Consider the following 19,521-nt stretch of genomic DNA (forward strand, 5'->3'; position numbering starts at 1 on the left):
TAGAGGGCTTTTTTATTTCTACTCACAAAACATGTACTCAAAAACTATTATGGAATATTCTTATATTGGATGCAAAAGCAACAATCCCTAAACACGCCACCAATATAAAATGCTTTTTATCTAAAAAAACACAGAAATGAAAGAATATTATTGAGAAATAAGGAAGATTTTAGAGATATAAAATCGCAGTAATGTATATCGCTATATATCTTAATGTGTTATTACTTCCTATGCCTAATATATTAATCTGATATTCTATTTTACGTGATTTACGCGTGGTGTTTAATAGAGCGGCAAGAAGGCACAGAAGCCCAACTCGCTTCAAATTAAGATACTTATAATATGTGCTGATACTAATCACGTTTTAAATCGATTTAATTTATTGGTTCTTATTTATTAACCTGTTCAATATTAGGCGAACTCAACTTCAAATGGATTTATCAATGAAAAAATTCAAGCTCACCAAGCTGGCTATGCTTGCTGTACTGAGTGCCATAAGTACACACAGCATTGCGGGGGGATTAGTACTACCGGATAACAATTTACGTAGTGATTTGGCTTGGCTTTCAGAGCGTAACGTTATTCAGATTAGTTTATCAACTTGGCCACTATCCCAAGAAGAAATTACACGTTCTTTAAATAATGCGAATATTACTAACAGCGAACAAGAAGCGATTATTCAACGTATTAAAAAGAACCTAAACCGCACTAAAAACAGTGTTCAGTTGGAAACGCACTTTGCATCTAGCCACAATTCTATGCCGCAAGGCTTTGCACAAAGCGAATATAGCGACATCCGTTATACCGTTTCAGGCAACTATAGCACTGACGATGTAGATTTAAACCTCACCGCCAACGGTGAACGCGCCCTACGTGTTGAAAACGGTTCAGACTATAACCTGAATGGCTCTTATGGTGGCGTAAAAATTTGGAACCAGTGGGTCACCTTTGGTGAGATCCCTCAATGGTGGGGGCCGGGTCATGATGGTAGCTTAATTCGTACCGATGCCGCTCGCCCTGTCACGGGCTTTTTGCTGCAACGTGCTGACCAAAGCCCATTTGAAACCCCATGGCTTTCTTGGATTGGTTCATGGCAATATCAATTAACCGCTGGGCAAATTAAGCAATACTCTTCCCAACCCAATACCAAACTGATTGGTTTGCGTATGACCATGAACCCTACTGATTTCTTTGAACTCGGCGGTTCACGCGTCGTGATGTGGGGAGGCGATGGCCGCCCTAACAATTGGAACTCGTTCTGGAACGCTATGGGTGGTAGGGATAATACTGGCGACTATAATGATGACCCCGGTAACCAATTAGCTGGTTTAGACTTTAAACTAAAACTTTACCCATTAATTGACCTCCCTGTCAGCGTTTACGGGCAAATGGTCGGTGAAGATGAAGCTAACCTTTTCCCATCGAAAAATGCCTTTATGGGCGGTATTGAGGGCTACCACACCCTATGGGGCCAACCATTAAATTGGTACATTGAAGGCGCCAATACCCATACAGAGTGGGATAAAGACGGCGTAATGTACCGCCACTTTATTTATAAAAATGGTTATTACCAACAAGGTGCATCACTAGGCCACGCGATGGGCGGTGACGGCCGTATGCTCACCACCAAAGTAGAATATACCCTTGATGATGATAACCGTGTTAGCACCCGCCTAATGTATGCGAAGGTGAATAAATCTAATTTCAATGGTAACAAACTGTTCCCTAAATCAGAAACTATCAAAGGTGCAGACTTAGGTTGGTGGCATAACTTTGAGAATGATATCAGCACAGATGCCAAAGTGTGGGTTTCTAAAACAGATTATGAAACTCGTAATGACCTAGGTGCCGCTGTTACGGTAAACGTGCCGTTTAAATGGTAAAACACACCTATTTCGCGTAACTTTCTTTTAAACGGGTTATGTTTTATACATAACCCGTTTTTTATATGTTAAATATTTCTATTTTCAAACAAATATACATTAACTTCTTAGATGTTATCTAACCATTCAGTTAATTAATATAATCAATTACCCATACTATTCATCTGTTAACACTCTTAATTCGGATAATTTTAGATATATTTCCATTGTAAATTAATTTGTTACATATCGAAAGCAATGATATATAAGGAGTAACCTAACTAAAATATTTAATCGTGCTCAGAATGTGATAATGGAATTATAACCTGATAATTTAAAATAACTTATTCAATGGATACGCTTATTAGGACTATTCTCTAAGGCTATCACAGTGATAGTCACTATATATATTTAGTGGTATTATTAGGCGCTTTTACTTGACCGGACAGGGCTCGAAGCATACCCTTGGTCGGTCAAAAAACGATAAGCAGTGCTTATCAATTGAACAGGTTAGCAAAAAATGTAACGTTTTCAATTGATAAGTATGCATTTACAATTTCAATGGTGCTCTGGGACCCGATAACCCAGTGCGGTAGCTATGGTTATTATAAAAGCAATTAAACTATACAGAGTTAAACTAATAATAAGAATTTAATATGATATTTCTAAGTATAATATGTATTATTCAATCTGTTTTCATGCTCTCATTCAGCATAAGTAAATTATCCAAAAAACGATATAATGCTGCCATTTTATACTACCCTATATTCTTTCTAATATTCCCGTTTCATAATATACTGGATATCAGCTTTGGCTTACCTGAATATAAAAGCTCCATCTCTTCACTTGAAGATACCTTATATAATGATGACGCAAGCATAATATATTATATATTTATATTTATAATGAACTTTATTTTTTTTATTTTCTTTATTGGAAAAAAACAATCTATAAGTATAAACAGTATAAATGTAAATAAACTTGCTATAATATCTCTTTGGTTAATTGCATTTTCAGGCCCTCTATCGCTTTTACTAACCAATAATCCTAGCACATACCTAGTGTACGGTGAAATACGAAATTATATTGGCCAAGAGCAATATGATGAGTATAGCTTTGTTTGGATATTCAGTTTCTTTTCCAGCATTTCTGTCATTTCATTAAGATTTATTTACGGTAAAAAAATCAGCATTCTATTATCCATTATACTAATATCATTATTAATTATAGACTTATATATAAATAACAAAAGATTCATCTATGGCCTTATCATTGTTTATGCCGTAATTTCATTTTTTTATAGTACAAAGAGAACCTTTAAATCTCTAAACGTTTTGTTATCTATTATAGTATTTTCTGTATTATACATAACATACTCGTTTAATTATAAATACGACTATAGCCAGACAACTTCAGAAGTTTATGCATCTACTAGGCATGAACTAAGCCGTGATGATGTATTACGGTATGTAATTCAAGAAAAATTACTTGGTGAAAAAAATATTGTTGAATACCCTGGTCAGACATACTTAAGCATAATCTTTGGTTTTGTTCCAAGAAAAATGTGGACTGATAAACCATATCCATATGGGCAATACCTCACAAACAAGGTTCTTCATAATAATGTTGGTCCAGCACTAGGAACTTGGACAATTACGACTAGTTTGTATGATGAAGCTATAGCGAACTTTGGTTGGTATGGGTTCATATTTATATTTATATTTATAGTCACCATATTAAATATGATTAACAAACATAAATCATTATTAGTAAGATCACTATTGTTTGTAATTTTAGTTTTTTATTCATTTACTAATGTAAATTGGTTTTTGCCAATTGTTTATTTTGTGATTTTGTTGATTTCACTCAATGCCGCAAAAAGTATTTCAATAAATCCACACAGGATAAAATAATGAGCATTCATATTTTTAAGGGAGCGACTTATACTCTAATAGGAAATTTGTCATTTGCTTTTTCACAATGGGCAATTCTAATTATAATCAATAAAATGGGAACAACTCATGATGTTGGTATTTTCACTCTTGCTCTAGCTATTTTAAATCCAATATTTATGATGGCCCAAGGAGGACTTCGTTCATACATAGTAATTGATACCAATAGGGTCTTCAATTTTACAACTTATTTTCAACTGCGAGTTCTGTTTTCTATTCTAGCTCTAGTTATATCATTATTATTTGTATTCAAAGAAAATTATCTTTATTCAGTATTATTACTAGCACTATATAAAGTCTTCGATAATCTTTTTGATATATTCTATGGTGAATATCAAAGAAAAGATACAATGAAAAAAATTGCAATATCACGGACAAGCAGAGGGCTAGCTAATTTGATTTTTTTCTTGCTATCATATATCTTAACTAAGAATTTAAACATTGCTTTATTGAGTTATGTTTTATCATCATCAATAATATTTATCCTTTATGATTATAGAAATTATAACTTTAAAAAAGAAGAATCTTATGCACCCACAAATGTATTAAAAAAACTAGCAATACTATCTTTTCCTTTAGCTATAACTGCAATGTTAATCTCATTAAATACTAATTTACCTAGACTATTCTTAGAAAACAACTCGGGGCTTACTGAATTAGGTGCGTTTGGTAGCTTCATGTATGTGATTACCGTGGCTCAAATAATAATTCAATCAATTTGCCAAGCTTTTACTCCTAAAATTGCACATGCATATAATGAAAATAGGGCCGATGACTTCATCAAGACCGTAAAGTTACTTATGTATTTTACAATATTTATTTCTATTGTATTTTGCTTGTTCGCCATACTATTCAAAGATATAATTTTCATTCTCATTTTCAATGCTGAATATAAAATATTTTACTCCTTATACAACAATATAATCATAATATCTCCATTCATATTCCTCTGTTTGGTTCTTGGAAACATTAATACAGCTAGACGACGTATAAAGTATCAACCAGTAATATTTTTAAGTATACTAATTATTAATATACCCACCAGCTTTATACTTATAAAACATTTGAGTGCAAATGGAGCTGTCCTTTCTTCTTTAATAGTATCTATATTAACCATTATAATTTTAAGTATTTATTCCATTAAGGGTCGAGAAGGATGAAAATTCTATTCGTTATAGGTCAATTAGATATAGGGGGAATTGAATGCTGGTTAGATGATTTAACCAATTTAATCCACCTAAAAAAACCAGATGTAGAGATATATGTTCTTGTAGATAAGCCTCATAAAGGTGTATTAGAAGATAAATTCTCACAAAGAGGGATAACCATTTTAAGAGTTAACTCCAGTAAAATCAGTAAAGTGTCATATATAAAGGATCTTTTTTTTATACTTAGAAAATATAAATTTGATGTTATTCACTCCAACGTGAGTTTCACTAATGGTATCAACTTGCTATTAGCATTTATAGCCAGAGTTCCGACTCGAATATCTCATATACATAGTAATAGGAATAATCAAAAACAACAAAAGCTAAAAAAACTAAATTATTTCTTTCTAAAAATACTTATTGAGCTATTTTCAACTCATAAAATTGCCGTGAGTGAACAATCAAAAAATAACTACTTATCACATCAAAATGTCCTTATAATGCCTTGTGGTATTAACCTAGGGAAAATAGTAAATCATGAAGATATTAAAGCACGTAAGGACTGGGACAATAATAGTATCCTATTATGTTCCGTTGGAAGGCTGGAGCCAGTAAAAAACCTTGAGTTTACAATTAAATTAGTCTCAGAACTTCCTATACATTATAAATACGTAATTGCTGGTGAAGGTTCTCTCAGAAAAGAATTAGAGCAGTTAGTTAAAAACTTAAACTTACAAGATAGAGTTGTATTTATTGGTAACATAACCTCTACAATAAGTTTTTTAAAAACAAACGCTAATATTTTATTATTCCCATCCCATCATGAAGGATTCGGTATAGTTGCTATAGAGGCTCAGTTAGCGGGAATTCCTGTTATAGCCTCAACGAATGTCCCTATATCCACAAAAATTTCCAATGCTATATATTATATTTCTTCTAATGATAAAACAGCATGGATTAATAAAATTAAGCACATGAACACAAAAAACATAAAACTTACTATAGAGCCCGATATATTTGACATAAAAAATAATTATAACAGATTAATTAGGATATATACAAAAAATGACAGGTAAAGAGAAATTTAAAAAATTCAAATTCATTATAAAAATATCAATAAAATTAGTCAGCCTCCTTCCCCGTCCCCTACGAGTTTTTTTATATAATATTTTTATGTCAATGCCATCAATAATGGGTGTTGCCATAAGATATATCTTAGTTAAAACTCTCATAAATCAGTGTGGCGATAATGTTTATATATCTAGGTGGGTCACCATAAAAAACTTTGAACGCATAAACATAGGTAATAATGTGAGTATTCATGAATATTCATATATAGACGGTCTAGGCTATATTGATATAGGAAGCAATGTATCTATTGCTCATAATTCATCATTAATATCATTTGAGCATACCTTCAACCAAAAAACATCAATAAAATATCAAACACTATTACTAAATAAAATATCTATTTCTGATGATGTCTGGATTGGTTGCGGCTGCAGAATACTGAGTGGCACAAACATCCATTCTCATACCGTTATTGGAGCTAATTCTGTTGTAAAGAATATTATTAGTTCTGACTCACTATATGCTGGCTCACCAGCAAAAAAAATTAAAGATATTTAAATGAAAGCATTATTCGTTCATGACCACATTTTTCATTATAATAACAATGAAAAATTACTATTTTCAGCTGGGAAATTAAACAACCAATCTTTTTTTAGATATTTAGAACACTTTAATAGTTTAACTATTCTATCTCGGTATAACTTTGTAGATTTGACTGAAGAAACTAATACATCAATGAACTTAATCGATGATAAGAGAATAAACTTTATACCTTTCGAAAATCAATCAACCTTTAAGAATAGATTTATAAACAGGCAAAAAAATAAAGCACTAATAAAAAATATAATTTCAAACTTCGATGCTATTATATTACGAGTTCCAAGTGAGATTAGTTTCCTTACAGCTGAAGTATGCCGTCAAGAAAACATTCCTTATGTTTGTGAAGTTGTTGCCTGTCCTGTCGATGCAATGAAAGGACTTAACACTCTAAAATCTAAAGTATATTTACCAATAATTAAGCACTCTATGATTTCTACTGTAAGTAATGCATTTAGTTCGTTATATGTAACTAGTCATTTTTTACAGAAGAGATATCCTACAAAAGGTCAATCCACAACAGCATCGAATGTTGAAATAGATACAATATCTAAAACCCCTAAACAATTATCAAAAAAAGAAGAATATAATATAGCTTTAATTGGAAATTTAGATAGTGATCACAAAGGCTATCCAATACTTTATAAGGCCTTATATGAACTAGATAAAATATTAAATTTCAATATTAATGTTTTACTGATTGGGTCGGGTTCTAAATATAAAACAGTACATCAATACTCAAATATAAAAATAATATATACCGGAAACCTCAAAAAAAATATGATACATCAAGTTTTAGCTAGTGATGTTGATTTATATATACAACCTAGCAATCAAGAAGGTCTCCCAAGAGCTACAATTGAGGCTATGAGTCATGCATTACCGTGTATTGTTAGTAATGTGGGGGGATTACCTGAAATAATTAATGCCGAATATACACATGGTTCATCAGATTATATGATGCTATCTAATCTAATATTGAAAATATTAACCAACACTCAAGAATATAAAACTCAATCTATAGCAAATCTACAGAAATCTTCTAATTATTTATCTGAAAAACTATCACCTATCCGATATAATTTTTACAGAACTTATTATAATCATATTAAACAAATGCGAGCTCTAAAATGAATATACTAGTTACTGGTGCATCTGGATTTATTGGCAGTAAAGTCGCTGAACAACTTCTAAAGAATAAACACCAAGTTATTGGAATTGATAATAATAACTCATATTATGATGTAAACCTAAAATTAGCCAGATTAGAAAATATCCGCCACCCTCAGTTCACCTTTATTGAGTGTGACCTTTCTAATAGGCATGAAATAAATGCAATTTTTGAACAGTACAGCTTTGACTATGTTATTCACCTTGGTGCTCAAGCAGGAGTTCGTTATTCTCTCGAGAACCCCCACGCATATGCAGACTCAAATTTAATTGGCCATTTAAATATCCTAGAAGGTTGCCGCTCTAAAAATATTAAACATTTAGTATATGCCTCATCTAGCTCTGTATATGGATTAAATAGTAAAACGCCTTTCTCAACAACTGATTCCGTTGATCATCCAGTTTCTTTATATGCTGCAACTAAGAAAGCCAATGAACTAATGGCTCATTCATACTCACATTTATATAATATACCAACTACTGGCTTACGTTTCTTTACTGTTTATGGCCCATGGGGCCGACCAGATATGGCTCCATTTATTTTCACAAAAAAAATACTAAATGATGAAGTTATCGATATCAATAATAGTGGTGATATGTGGCGTGATTTCACTTATATTGACGATATCGTAGAAGGAATTATCCGTATTTCTGATGTTATCCCACAAAGGAATGACAATTGGGCAGTAGAAACTGGTTCGCCTGCAACAAGTTCTGCGCCTTATAGTATATATAATATTGGCCACGGTTCACCAGTTAATTTAATGGATTTTATTAAAGCAATCGAAAATGAACTAGGAATTGAAGCTAAGAAAAATTACAGAGAAATGCAGCCTGGCGATGTATATAAAACATTCGCAGATACACAAGATTTATTTGACGTCATTGGCTATAAGCCTGAAGTTGATATTAAGGAAGGTGTTGCTAGCTTAGTTAAATGGTATCGTGAATATTATGGTAAATAAGGTGATTACTAAATGATTGCCATAACTGCTAATACAAGTTGGTATATTTATAACTTTAGGCAAAATACAATCAAAGCACTAATTACTGCTGGTTATGACGTTGTGGCTATTGCTCCTAAAGATGATTATTCTTCTCGTTTAGAAAGTCTCGGTTGCAAATTTATTCATTTATCTATTGACCAAGGAGGAAAGAACCCTTTTAATGATATAAAAACATTATTTCAGTTCTATCGTTTATTTAAAGTTAATTCAATTAAATGCGTTTTAAACTTCACCCCTAAAAATAATATTTATGCGACTTTAGCTGCATCATTCCTTAAAATAAAAACAATCAATAACATTGCCGGTCTTGGTACTCTTTTTATAGAAGAAAATTTATCGTCTAAAATTGCTCGTATCCTATATAAACTAAGCCAAAAAAGAGCATCTAAAATATTTTTTCAAAATGAAGAAGATCGCTCTCTATTCTTAAAGGGTGGGTTTGCCCCTGAAAATAAAACAGAAAGATTACCTGGTTCAGGTGTAGACTTGACTCGCTTTAATATTTCACCAGCATCTGATGATGGTGTTGTTAGGTTTCTACTCATCGCGAGAATGCTATACGATAAAGGTGTCGGGCACTATGTCGAAGCAGCAAGAGAACTGAAGCAGAAGTATAAGCAAAATGTAGAGTTCTATTTGCTCGGTTTTTTAGGTGTCAATAATCCTTCTGCCATCACTGAATTAGAGATGAAAACATGGGTTGATGAGGGAGTTGTCATATATTTAGGAACATCTGATTCAGTTGAAAAAGAAATTGCTAAAGTAGACTGCATGGTTTTGCCATCATTTTATCGTGAAGGAGTACCTAAATCACTTCTTGAATCAGGGGCTATGGGTAAACCCATCGTAACAACTGATAATGTTGGTTGTAGAGAGACTGTTGACCATGGTATAAACGGTTTCCTATGCCAACCTCGTTCTACCGAAAGCCTTGTTTTCTCTCTTGAAAAAATTATTTTGATGACACATGAGCAACGCTTGAAGATGGGTCTAGCAAGCCGCGAAAAAATGGCCTGCGAATTTAACGAACAAATTATTATCGATAAATATCTACAAACTATCCACTCTTTGTCACCACAAAAAAAATAACCCTTTATAAACAATAAGTTATATTTATATCAGGATTTAAAATGAAAATAGCAATCGCAGGGACCGGCTACGTCGGCCTATCTAACGCCATGTTACTGTCACAAAATCACGAAGTGGTTGCAGTCGATATCATCCCTGAAAAAGTGGCAATGCTAAACAATCATCAATCACCGATTGTTGACGCTGAAATTGAGCAATTCTTAACGGAGAAAACGCTCAATTTCCGTGCCACAGAAGATAAAAACGAAGCCTATACGGGCGCGCAGTATGTGATAGTGGCGACGCCAACAGACTACGACCCAAAAACCAATTACTTCAATACTCAATCGGTTGAATCTGTTATTCATGACGTGAATAACATTAACCCCGCAGCGACGATTATTGTGAAATCCACCATTCCTGTGGGCTTTACTGAGCGTTTACGTGAAGAGTTTGGTTACACCAACGTGATTTTCTCCCCTGAATTTTTACGTGAAGGCCGTGCTCTGTGGGATAACTTACACCCTTCCCGCATTGTGGTCGGGGAGCGTTCTGAGCGTGCAAAGGTTTTTGCTGATTTACTGCTAGAAGGTGCAATTAAAAAAGACGTTCCGGTGTTATTTACCGATGGAACCGAAGCCGAAGCCATTAAACTGTTTGCCAATACCTATTTGGCGATGCGAGTGGCGTACTTTAATGAACTCGACACTTATGCAGAAAGCCGTGGCTTAAATGCACGCCAAATCATTGAAGGTGTCTCTTTAGACCCACGTATTGGCAGCCATTATAACAACCCATCATTCGGTTACGGCGGTTATTGTTTACCGAAAGATACCAAACAGCTACTGGCTAATTACGATGACGTGCCAAATAACTTGATTAATGCCATTGTCGAATCCAACCGTACCCGTAAAGACTTTATCTCTGATGCATTAATCTCCAAAGCACCACACAAAGTAGGGGTTTATCGCTTAGTGATGAAAGCGGGCTCTGATAACTTCCGTGCTTCAGCGGTACAAGGTGTGATGAAACGCATCAAAGCTAAGGGCATTGAAGTGGTGGTGTATGAACCTGTTTTAAATGAACCTGAGTTTTTCCGTTCAAAAGTGGTCAATGACTTAGCGGAATTTAAGGCTCAGTGCGACATTATTTTAGCCAACCGTATGGTGCCTGAGCTGGAAGATGTAGCGAGTAAAGTCTATACCCGTGACTTGTTTGGTAACGATTAGTTTGTAATAACTAAATTCTATTTTTAGAATCGCATTTTTTGCCTAATATAGTACATCAATATAAACTATTCCTCATTGTAGTAATACGTATAAGTGGGAATGATGATCCCCATCATCACTTATACCTTATCTAATCATTTTTTATCATAGGATGGTACCGTGTTTAGGAAGCCCCTCCCACTTACACTATTAACTATCAGTATTTTATTGACTGGCTGTACCGTCACCCCCGGTGCCTATATGTCAACCTCAGGCAAAAATGTGGTTGATACGGGTGACCGTGATATTACCAAATTGGTGGATATCTACCCCATTTCCCCAAAACTCTTGGATGATATGTACACTGCTCCAATTATTGCTAAACCAAATTCTCAGTTAGAAAAACAACTCACTAACTATGAATACCGTGTGGGTGCGGGTGATGTATTAACCATTACGGTTTGGGACCACCCTGAACTGACCATTCCTGCAGGTTCTTACCGTAGTGCGCAAGACTCGGGTAACTGGGTACATTCAGATGGCACCATTTACTACCCGTATATTGGTAAAGTGAAGGTCATCGGTAAAACCGTAACAGAAATCCGTACCTTAATTAGTAGTCGTTTGGCCACCTATATTGAATCCCCACAAGTGGATGTGAGTATTGCCGCCTTCCGCTCACAGAAAATGTATGTGTCAGGTGAAGTGGCAAAACCGGGTACTTTGCCAATTACTAACGTGCCACTGACTATTTTAGAAGCCTTTAATAATGCGGGCGGCTTAACCGAAAAAGCCGATTGGGATAATGTAGTTTTAACGCGTAATGGCAAAGAAACTCGAATTTCACTGCAATCCCTTGTGCAATATGGGGATTTAACCCAAAACCATTTAATGCTATCAGGTGATGTCCTGTATGTGCCGCGTAATGATAGCCAAAAAGTATTTGTGATGGGGGAAGTCGGCCAGCCAACCACACTGACTATTGACCGTGCAGGTATGAGTATCACTGAAGCCCTAAGTAAAGCGAGTGGTATTGACCAAAATACCGCTAATGCAACGGGTGTATTTGTTATCCGCCCAATTAAAAACCAGCCAGCAGAAGATAAAGAACTCGAAGCGTTATTACCGAAAAAAATGGCAGCGGTGTATCAGTTAGATTTATCCGATGCCACCTCACTTGTAATGGGTACTGAGTTTAAATTACAACCGTATGATTTAGTGTATGTGACTGCGGCGCCTGTAGTACGTTGGAACCGTTTAATCACCCAATTATTACCAACCATTGCCTCTTATAATCAATTAACAGAAGGCACTAAACGTATTCACGATTGGTAATAGCTATGTTTAACCATATCCTAGTTGTTTGTATGGGTAATATCTGTCGCTCTCCTACGGGGGAGCGTTTATTACAACAGTATTTTCCCGAAAAAACTGTTCATTCTGCGGGCATTATTGCTAAAAATGATAGACCCGCGTATGACAGTGCCATCCGCATTGCACAGCAACATAGCCTTTCTTTGGAAAACCATCAGTCCCGTCGTTTAACCAGCGAATTATGTAAAAAAACCGACTTAATCCTAGTGATGGAAAATGACCATATTGCTAAAATCCACCAACTGTTTCCTGAAACCCGTGGCAAAGTGATGTTGTTTGGCCAGTGGATTAATAAAACCGAGATCCCTGACCCCCATAAACGCAGTGATGAAATGTTTGAACATGTTTATCAGTTAATGGAAAAAGCCGCGATTGCTTGGCAAGGAAAAATTTAATTTTATTTATTGGATGACTAAACATTTAACCTATTATGAACACAACAAAAAATAGCTCCCCTGCTGCAGATGAAATCGACCTGCTCGCTCTGTTTAAAGTTTTGAAATCCAACTATATTAAAATTGGGTTTTTTACCGTTATTTTTGCAGCTATCGCCATCGCATACAGTTTACTGGCAACCCCCATATACCAAGCTAATGCTACATTACAATACGATAAATTAGGTCAGGTATCATTACTTGACCAAATGAGCGATGTAATGCCATTTGGAAACAGCAACAACCAAGTGGATTCAGAGATTGAAGTGATTAAATCCCGCATGGTGTTGGGTAAAACGGTTGCAGACCTAAACTTAGATACGCAAGCCGCTCCTGAGGGCTTCCTCAATAAGTTGCTGGGTAAAGTTGCACCTGTTGATATTGCCCTATTTCAGCTACCTGAAAGCCTGATTGGTCAGCCATTTACATTAACCTATTTGGGGGATGACCAATACTCCTTAAATATTGATGGACAAGTACTGCAAGGCAAAGTAGGTGAGGTGCTACAACAGGGCGAGATTAGCTTATTGATCTCAAGCTTTACTGCAGAAACTGGCGAGGAATTTACTTTAGTTAAAAATGCCCGCTACTCGACGATTGAAGACTTACGCAATACCTTAACCATTGCTGAAGTGGGGAAAGGGACTGGGATTATCAGTTTGGCGATCAAAGGGGCTGATAAAACTGAGAATATTAAAATTCTCAATAGTATTATCCAAAACTATGTCGACCAAAACACAGAACGTAAAAAAGAAGTCACTAATAACACCTTAGTGTTCTTAGAGGGTTACTTACCCACCATTAAAAAGAAATTAGATAACTACGAAAACCAGCTTAATGCGTTTCGCAAAAAGAATGAGTCTATTGACCTCTCCTTAGAGGCTAAATCTGCCCTAGATAGCGCATTGCAGGTAGAAGAAAAACTCAATGAACTAACCTTTAAAGAAGTTGAGATCCAGCAACTGTATACCCGTAACCACCCCGCTTATCAGTCATTACTCGATAAACGCCAACAACTGTTGCGCGAAAAAGAAAAAATCAGTAAAGCCATTCAAAAACTGCCAAACACCCAACAAGAGATTGTCCGTTTAACCCGTGATGTTGAAGCAGAGCAAGCTATTTACACTCAGTTGGTGGCTAAGCAACAGGAGCTGAGTGTATTAAATTCAGGTATCACTGCGGATGTACGTATTATCGACTCCGCGGAGTCACAACCAAATGCTGTAGCGCCAAAAAAATCACTGATTGTTGCTCTTGCCACTATCCTTGGCTTTATTATCGGTTGTGCATATGTGATTGCTCGCGAGTTCTTTAATAATAAAATTAAAAGCACTGAAGATATCGATGCGCTCGGGATTAATGTCTATGCCACTATCCCATTCTCTGCTTATGAGAAGAAACTGATTGAGGCTGGCAACAAGAGCCCATTGGCAATAGAAAACCCAGCAGATACCGCAGTAGAAGCAATCCGTTCCTTACGCACCAGTGTGTATTTTTCGGTGATGAACCAAGGTAACAACCTAGTTATGGTCACCAGTGCCTCACCCGGTGTCGGGAAAAGTTTTGTTACCTCCAATATGGCGGTGGTACTGGCTAACGCAGGTAAGAAAGTGTTATTAATGGATACCGACTTACGTAAAGGCCGCTTGCACAAAGCCTTTGGGTTAAATAATAAAGCCGGGTTATCTGAGTATTTATCTCAGTCAAACCTAGAGTCACCCACCATTCACTCTAATGTAATTGAAAATTTAGATGTAATTTGCCGTGGTAAAAACGTCACTCACTCCTCTGAGTTATTAATGGGCGAGCGCTTTAAACAGTTGCTCGATAAAGTAAAAAACCAATACGATATTGTGGTGATCGATACCGCCCCAATCTTGGCGATCACCGACTCGGCGATTATTGGTAAATATGTCGGTACTTCATTACTGATTGCTTTCTACGGGGTAAATACCGTGAAAGATGTGGATTTATCACTGAAACGCTTTAAGCAAAATGATATCGAAATCACCGGTGTGATCCTCAACGGTATTGATGCAAGGTCTGACGACTATAACTACCACTACGAATATTAATTAACATTCAGGGATAACAAAATGCAGAGACAACAAGTTTTAGTCACTGGTGGTCTTGGCTATATTGGTAGCCATACCTGTGTACAAATGATCCAGCAGGGAATGCAGCCGCTTATTTTAGATAACCTGCATAATGCTAACCTTGAAGTGCTAAACCGCATTGAAGCTATCACAGGTGTTAAGCCGGTCTTTTACCAAGGTGATGTGCGCGATAGCCAAGTATTAGATACCATTTTTGCTAATCACAAAATTCATTCTGTCATTCACTTTGCTGGGTTAAAAGCGGTTGGTGAGTCAGTACAGAAACCGATTGAATACTATGATGTTAACGTCAATGGCACATTGGTATTAGTGGAAAGCATGAAAAAAGCCGGTGTTAAAAGCCTGATTTTTAGTTCATCGGCGACAGTATATGGTGAACCCGAGCATATTCCATTAACGGAAGAGGCTTCTGTTGGTAATACGAATAGCCCTTATGGCACCAGTAAATACATGGTTGAGCGTATTTTGACTGACTTAAACATTGCAGATAACGAGTGGTCTATCTCATTACTACGCTATTTTAACCCTGTCGGTGCGCATAATTCAGGTTTGATGGGGGAAGACCCGAATGGTATTCCAAATAACCTGACGCCATTTATCGCACAAGTGGCAGTTGGTCGTCGTAAAGAGCTCGCTGTGTTTGGTGGTGATTACCCGACTAAAGATGGGACCGGCGTTCGTGACTATATTCATGTAATGGATTTGGCTGATGGGCATATTGCTGCACTAAATAAAGTTAGTCAGCAAGCAGGGCTTCATATTTATAACCTTGGTACAGGTACAGGCACCAGTGTATTAGAGGTGGTGGCTGCATTTGAAAAAGCGGTTGGTAAACCAATCCCTTATACTATTTCAGACCGCCGCCCTGGTGATATTGCTGAATATTGGTCAACCCCGGCAAAAGCAGCACAAGACTTAGGCTGGACGGCACAGTATTCTATCCAAGATATGGCAGATGATGTTTGGCGTTGGCAGTCTATGAACCCTAACGGTTATAACAGCTAACCTCAACGAGTTAATTCAGAAACGAGCCTTTATGGCTCGTTTCTTGTTTTTAGAGTGCAAATAATTTTTAACCTGCAAATAAAAGTTCCACATGAAAACAAACCCATTTGCGCGTAAACTCTACCCATCATTTATTTCATCATTACAAATATCAGCTTAACGTTATGCCACACATCGTCTTATTCGAACCAGAAATACCACCTAATACCGGCAACATCATTCGTCTTTGCGCTAATACCGGTTTTGATTTACACCTTATTCACCCATTAGGCTTTACTTGGGATGATAAGCGCCTACGCCGTGCAGGGTTGGATTACAGCGAGTTTGCTGATATCAAACATCACCATGATTATTACGCATTCTTAAAAAGTGAGGGGTTAAACCCCGATAATAACCAGTCAGAAAGTGGTGCTCGCGTCTTCGCCTTAACCACCAAAGGTAAACCCAGCCACAGTAATGTCAGTTACCAACAAAATGACTATTTGATGTTTGGCCCGGAAACACGCGGGTTGCCACCCTATGTTCTCGATAACATGCCAATGGAGCAAAAAATTCGTATTCCAATGCTAGCCGATAGCCGCAGTATGAATTTATCCAACTCCGTGGCGGTTGTGGTGTTTGAAGCATGGAGACAGCTGGGGTATGCAGGGGCGTTGCTAAAAGACTAGCCCCCTAGCCATACTTCAAGCAGTATGGGTGTTGGCTTCACACCAATACCCAAGCAATGTGCCGCTCGAATTATTTAGAGGGATAGGTGACTTTTCTGAACATAAGCGAGATATTTTAATGGGAGAGCCTTTTACTAAACAAACTGAGCAATCCACGAATACCCCATTAGGTCGTATCGATGAAACCACTTATTTATTACGTTCACCTGCTAATGTCGAACATTTAAATAAATCGATTACTCAGTTTAAAATGGGATATATGTTTAAAAAATATACTGCTGAAGAATAACAACGATAGTGAGCAACTCACTACCTATTACGCCTTCCCGCAACTCAAATCCCATCACCATCTTCAAAACCATAAATACTGCCGTTAAAGTTTTGGTCCATTTCTAAGGACGGCATTTCGCTACTTGGCTTACCAACAACCTTCGCAGGGACCCCTGCAACGGTAGTATGTGGCGGAACAGGATGAAGAACAACCGAACCCGCACCAATTTTTGCGCCGCGACCAATTTCAATATTACCTAAAATTTTTGCCCCCGCGCCAATCATCACCCCTTCTCTGACTTTAGGATGACGGTCGCCACAGGTTTTCCCAGTACCGCCGAGGGTAACCGATTGCAAGATAGATACATCGTTTTCCACAATAGCCGTTTCACCAATTACAATGCCTGTTGCGTGGTCAAGCATAATACCGCAACCAATACGAGCTGCGGGGTGAATATCGACACCAAATGAAACAGAAATTTGATTTTGCAGGTAAACCGCCAGCGCTTGGCGGCCTTCTTTCCACAACCAATTCCCGATGCGATAGGCTTGCAAGGCGTGGAAGCCTTTCAGGTACAATAATGGAGTGGAATATTTATCAACGGCAGGGTCACGTAGGCGAACCGCAGCTAAGTCCATTGCTGCGGAGAAAATCATGCCTTCGTCATTGCGATATGCTTCTTCAACGATTTCGCGGACTTCAAGAGCAGGCATGATAGGTGAACTGAGTTTATTCGCTAACATATAGCTAAGTGCGCTACCCAAGTTATCATGCTTTAATAATGTCGCGTTAAAAAAACTGGCTAGGAGTGGTTCGCAGTCAGCAAGCGACTTCGCTTCTTCTTTAATGAAGCCCCAAATTCTATCCAATTCTTCACGCGACATAATCACTCACCTATCTATTTTTATAATTACCTATTATGTAACTTCTTAATGCGGTTAATTTTATTAATCATGCAGTTTTGGCATATCAGCAATTTCATCTTTGGTCACTCGCCCCAGTAATGCTTGCGCCGCCTCTAGTACATTTTTATGGCAATAGAGGATTTGATAGATTTGCTCTGTAATTGGCATTTCCACCCCAGCACGTTCAGCAAGAGCACGGACTTCTTTAGTATTCCGATAACCTTCAACCACTTGGCCAATCTCTTTTTCTGCCTGTTCAACCGTTATGCCATCGCCTAACATCATACCAAAACGGCGGTTACGAGACTGGTTATCAGTACAAGTTAACACTAAATCGCCAAGCCCTGCCATCCCCATAAAGGTTGAAGGGTCAGCACCGAGTGCTGCACCTAAGCGGCTCATTTCAGCAAGGCCACGGGTGATCAAAGCAGTCCGTGCATTGGCACCAAAGCCCATGCCATCTGAAATACCCGCCCCGATAGCAATCACATTTTTGACTGCGCCACCAAGTTGCACCCCAACCATATCTGGGTTTTTATAAACCCGAAAGCTTTTACCACAATGGAAAAGTTGTTGTAGGTCATCACCAAATTGGCTATCACTTGCCGCCACCGATATTGCTGTTGGCAAGCCTGCTGCTAGCTCTTTTGCAAAGGTAGGCCCAGACAAAACTGCTAGAGGAATTTCATTGCCTAATACCTCACGTGCCACATCTTGTAACAAACGACCGGTATCCCTTTCTAAGCCTTTCGTCGCCCAAATAATGCGCGAATCTGCTCGTAAATAAGGTTGGATTTGTTTTAGTACATCACCAAAAACATGGCTAGGGACGACTATCAAGATATTCGAGCTCGCCTCAACGGCACGTTTTAAGTCCGTTTCGAGAGATAAACTATCAGGGAAAGAAACGCCAGGCAAAAAAGCCTGATTGCTACGATCTTGTTCTAATTGACGAATGTGTTTTGGGTCATGACCCCATAACACGACCTGATGTGCATTACGCGCCAACGTAATGGCTAAAGCGGTGCCGTACGAGCCGGCACCGATCACTGTCATTGAAGCAGTATCCATTAAGCGTCCTGTTGAGCTTCTGAGTTCTGCGCTTGTTCACCTTGTTGCTGCTGTAAGTAGTTCATGAACAGTGCATCAAAGTTAACTGGCGCTAAGTTCAATTGTGGGAATGTACCACGACCCACTAAGCTAGTAATCGCTTCACGTGCATATGGGAACAGGATATTCGGGCAGTATGCACCTAAGCAATGCGCCATTTGAGTCCCATCAATACCTTCGATAGAGAAAACGCCTGCTTGTTGAACTTCACACAGGAATGCGGTTTCTTCACCTAACGTTGCCGTGGTCGTGACACGTAAAACAACTTCATAAACGCCTTCTGACAGCTGATTTGAAGATGTATCTAAATCCAATTTAATTTCTGGCTGCCACTCTTGTTGAAAAATATGAGGCGCGTTAGGTGCTTCAAATGAAACGTCTTTTGCATAAATACGTTGAATTTGAAATACCATTTCTGAGTTGTTTTGTTCTGACATAGTTTAGTACCTTTTAACTTCCATATGAGTTTTCCCTGTTATTCTTCGAGTTACAGGGGTGTTCGCTGCATTGCGCTACCCAAGTCACATACTGATGTAGGCTGCTTGGATACCTTC

18 protein-coding genes are annotated in these 19,521 nt (G+C 37.5%); 15 read left to right on the forward strand and 3 right to left on the reverse strand.

Translation table 11 applies throughout. From position 1 onward, the window contains the following. Positions 1-443: 443 nt before the first annotated feature. From P3L56_RS20565 to P3L56_RS20635, 15 genes are all read left to right on the forward strand, one after another. Positions 444-1,883 carry a capsule assembly Wzi family protein gene (locus P3L56_RS20565; RefSeq protein WP_210831924.1) on the forward strand — a complete coding sequence of 480 codons (1,440 nt, stop codon included), beginning with the start codon at positions 444-446 and terminating at the stop codon, positions 1,881-1,883. A gap of 635 nt (positions 1,884-2,518) precedes the next feature. Beyond that, the gene (locus tag P3L56_RS20570) at positions 2,519-3,775 is read left to right on the forward strand and encodes a hypothetical protein (protein WP_272659766.1); all 1,257 of its coding nucleotides are present in this window, start codon (positions 2,519-2,521) and stop codon (positions 3,773-3,775) included. After that, complete coding sequence (locus tag P3L56_RS20575) at positions 3,775-4,974, forward strand: oligosaccharide flippase family protein (RefSeq protein WP_272659768.1); 1,200 nt, start codon at positions 3,775-3,777, stop codon at positions 4,972-4,974. Before P3L56_RS20570 ends, P3L56_RS20575 begins: the two co-directional genes overlap by 1 nt. Then, positions 4,971-6,038 (forward strand): glycosyltransferase, encoded by a 1,068-nt coding sequence (locus P3L56_RS20580; protein WP_272659769.1) that lies wholly within the window; start codon positions 4,971-4,973, stop codon positions 6,036-6,038. The genes P3L56_RS20575 and P3L56_RS20580 overlap by 4 nt, the downstream gene beginning before the upstream one ends. Beyond that, positions 6,028-6,591 carry an acyltransferase gene (locus tag P3L56_RS20585; protein ID WP_272659771.1) on the forward strand — a complete coding sequence of 188 codons (564 nt, stop codon included), beginning with the start codon at positions 6,028-6,030 and terminating at the stop codon, positions 6,589-6,591. Before P3L56_RS20580 ends, P3L56_RS20585 begins: the two co-directional genes overlap by 11 nt. Beyond that, positions 6,592-7,764 (forward strand): glycosyltransferase, encoded by a 1,173-nt coding sequence (locus P3L56_RS20590; RefSeq protein ID WP_272659772.1) that lies wholly within the window; start codon positions 6,592-6,594, stop codon positions 7,762-7,764. Continuing rightward, positions 7,761-8,765 carry an NAD-dependent epimerase gene (locus P3L56_RS20595; RefSeq protein WP_272659773.1) on the forward strand — a complete coding sequence of 335 codons (1,005 nt, stop codon included), beginning with the start codon at positions 7,761-7,763 and terminating at the stop codon, positions 8,763-8,765. Before P3L56_RS20590 ends, P3L56_RS20595 begins: the two co-directional genes overlap by 4 nt. Before the next feature lie 12 nt (positions 8,766-8,777). After that, positions 8,778-9,896 carry a glycosyltransferase family 4 protein gene (locus P3L56_RS20600; protein ID WP_272686268.1) on the forward strand — a complete coding sequence of 373 codons (1,119 nt, stop codon included), beginning with the start codon at positions 8,778-8,780 and terminating at the stop codon, positions 9,894-9,896. Positions 9,897-9,937: 41 nt separating this feature from the next. Then, positions 9,938-11,104: a nucleotide sugar dehydrogenase gene (locus tag P3L56_RS20605; protein ID WP_042846705.1), complete on the forward strand. Its 1,167-nt coding sequence runs from the start codon at positions 9,938-9,940 to the stop codon at positions 11,102-11,104. A 159-nt stretch (positions 11,105-11,263) separates the two neighbouring features. After that, complete coding sequence (locus tag P3L56_RS20610) at positions 11,264-12,418, forward strand: polysaccharide export protein (protein WP_272659756.1); 1,155 nt, start codon at positions 11,264-11,266, stop codon at positions 12,416-12,418. 5 nt (positions 12,419-12,423) lie between these two features. Then, on the forward strand, positions 12,424-12,852 hold the full coding sequence (locus P3L56_RS20615; protein ID WP_048605720.1) for a protein-tyrosine-phosphatase: 429 nt from the start codon (positions 12,424-12,426) through the stop codon (positions 12,850-12,852). Between the two features lie 35 nt (positions 12,853-12,887). Then, a complete protein-coding gene (locus tag P3L56_RS20620) occupies positions 12,888-14,966 on the forward strand; it encodes a polysaccharide biosynthesis tyrosine autokinase (protein WP_272659755.1) in 2,079 nt (692 codons plus the stop codon). 21 nt (positions 14,967-14,987) lie between these two features. Next, positions 14,988-16,013, forward strand: coding sequence for a UDP-glucose 4-epimerase GalE (gene galE, locus P3L56_RS20625; protein ID WP_272659754.1), 1,026 nt, complete (start codon positions 14,988-14,990; stop codon positions 16,011-16,013). A 164-nt stretch (positions 16,014-16,177) separates the two neighbouring features. After that, entirely contained in the window at positions 16,178-16,681 is a 504-nt protein-coding gene (gene trmL, locus P3L56_RS20630) for a tRNA (uridine(34)/cytosine(34)/5-carboxymethylaminomethyluridine(34)-2'-O)-methyltransferase TrmL (RefSeq protein ID WP_042846710.1), read from the forward strand. A gap of 28 nt (positions 16,682-16,709) precedes the next feature. Further along, positions 16,710-16,970: a hypothetical protein gene (locus tag P3L56_RS20635; protein WP_240133605.1), complete on the forward strand. Its 261-nt coding sequence runs from the start codon at positions 16,710-16,712 to the stop codon at positions 16,968-16,970. Positions 16,971-17,014: 44 nt separating this feature from the next. On the opposite strand, the gene cysE is transcribed toward P3L56_RS20635, so the two are convergent. The 3 genes from cysE to secB form a co-directional block, all read right to left on the reverse strand. Continuing rightward, a complete protein-coding gene (gene cysE / locus P3L56_RS20640) occupies positions 17,015-17,836 on the reverse strand; it encodes a serine O-acetyltransferase (protein ID WP_042846713.1) in 822 nt (273 codons plus the stop codon). Positions 17,837-17,899: 63 nt separating this feature from the next. Then, the gene (gene gpsA, locus P3L56_RS20645) at positions 17,900-18,928 is read right to left on the reverse strand and encodes an NAD(P)H-dependent glycerol-3-phosphate dehydrogenase (RefSeq protein ID WP_272686256.1); all 1,029 of its coding nucleotides are present in this window, start codon (positions 18,926-18,928) and stop codon (positions 17,900-17,902) included. Then, positions 18,928-19,404, reverse strand: coding sequence for a protein-export chaperone SecB (gene secB, locus P3L56_RS20650; protein WP_042846715.1), 477 nt, complete (start codon positions 19,402-19,404; stop codon positions 18,928-18,930). The genes gpsA and secB overlap by 1 nt, the downstream gene beginning before the upstream one ends. Positions 19,405-19,521 lie beyond the last annotated feature (117 nt).

Origin of the sequence: Providencia sp. PROV024, from assembly GCF_032709665.1 — a bacterium.
In the GTDB taxonomy this organism is placed as follows: Bacteria; Pseudomonadota; Gammaproteobacteria; order Enterobacterales; family Enterobacteriaceae; genus Providencia; species Providencia huashanensis.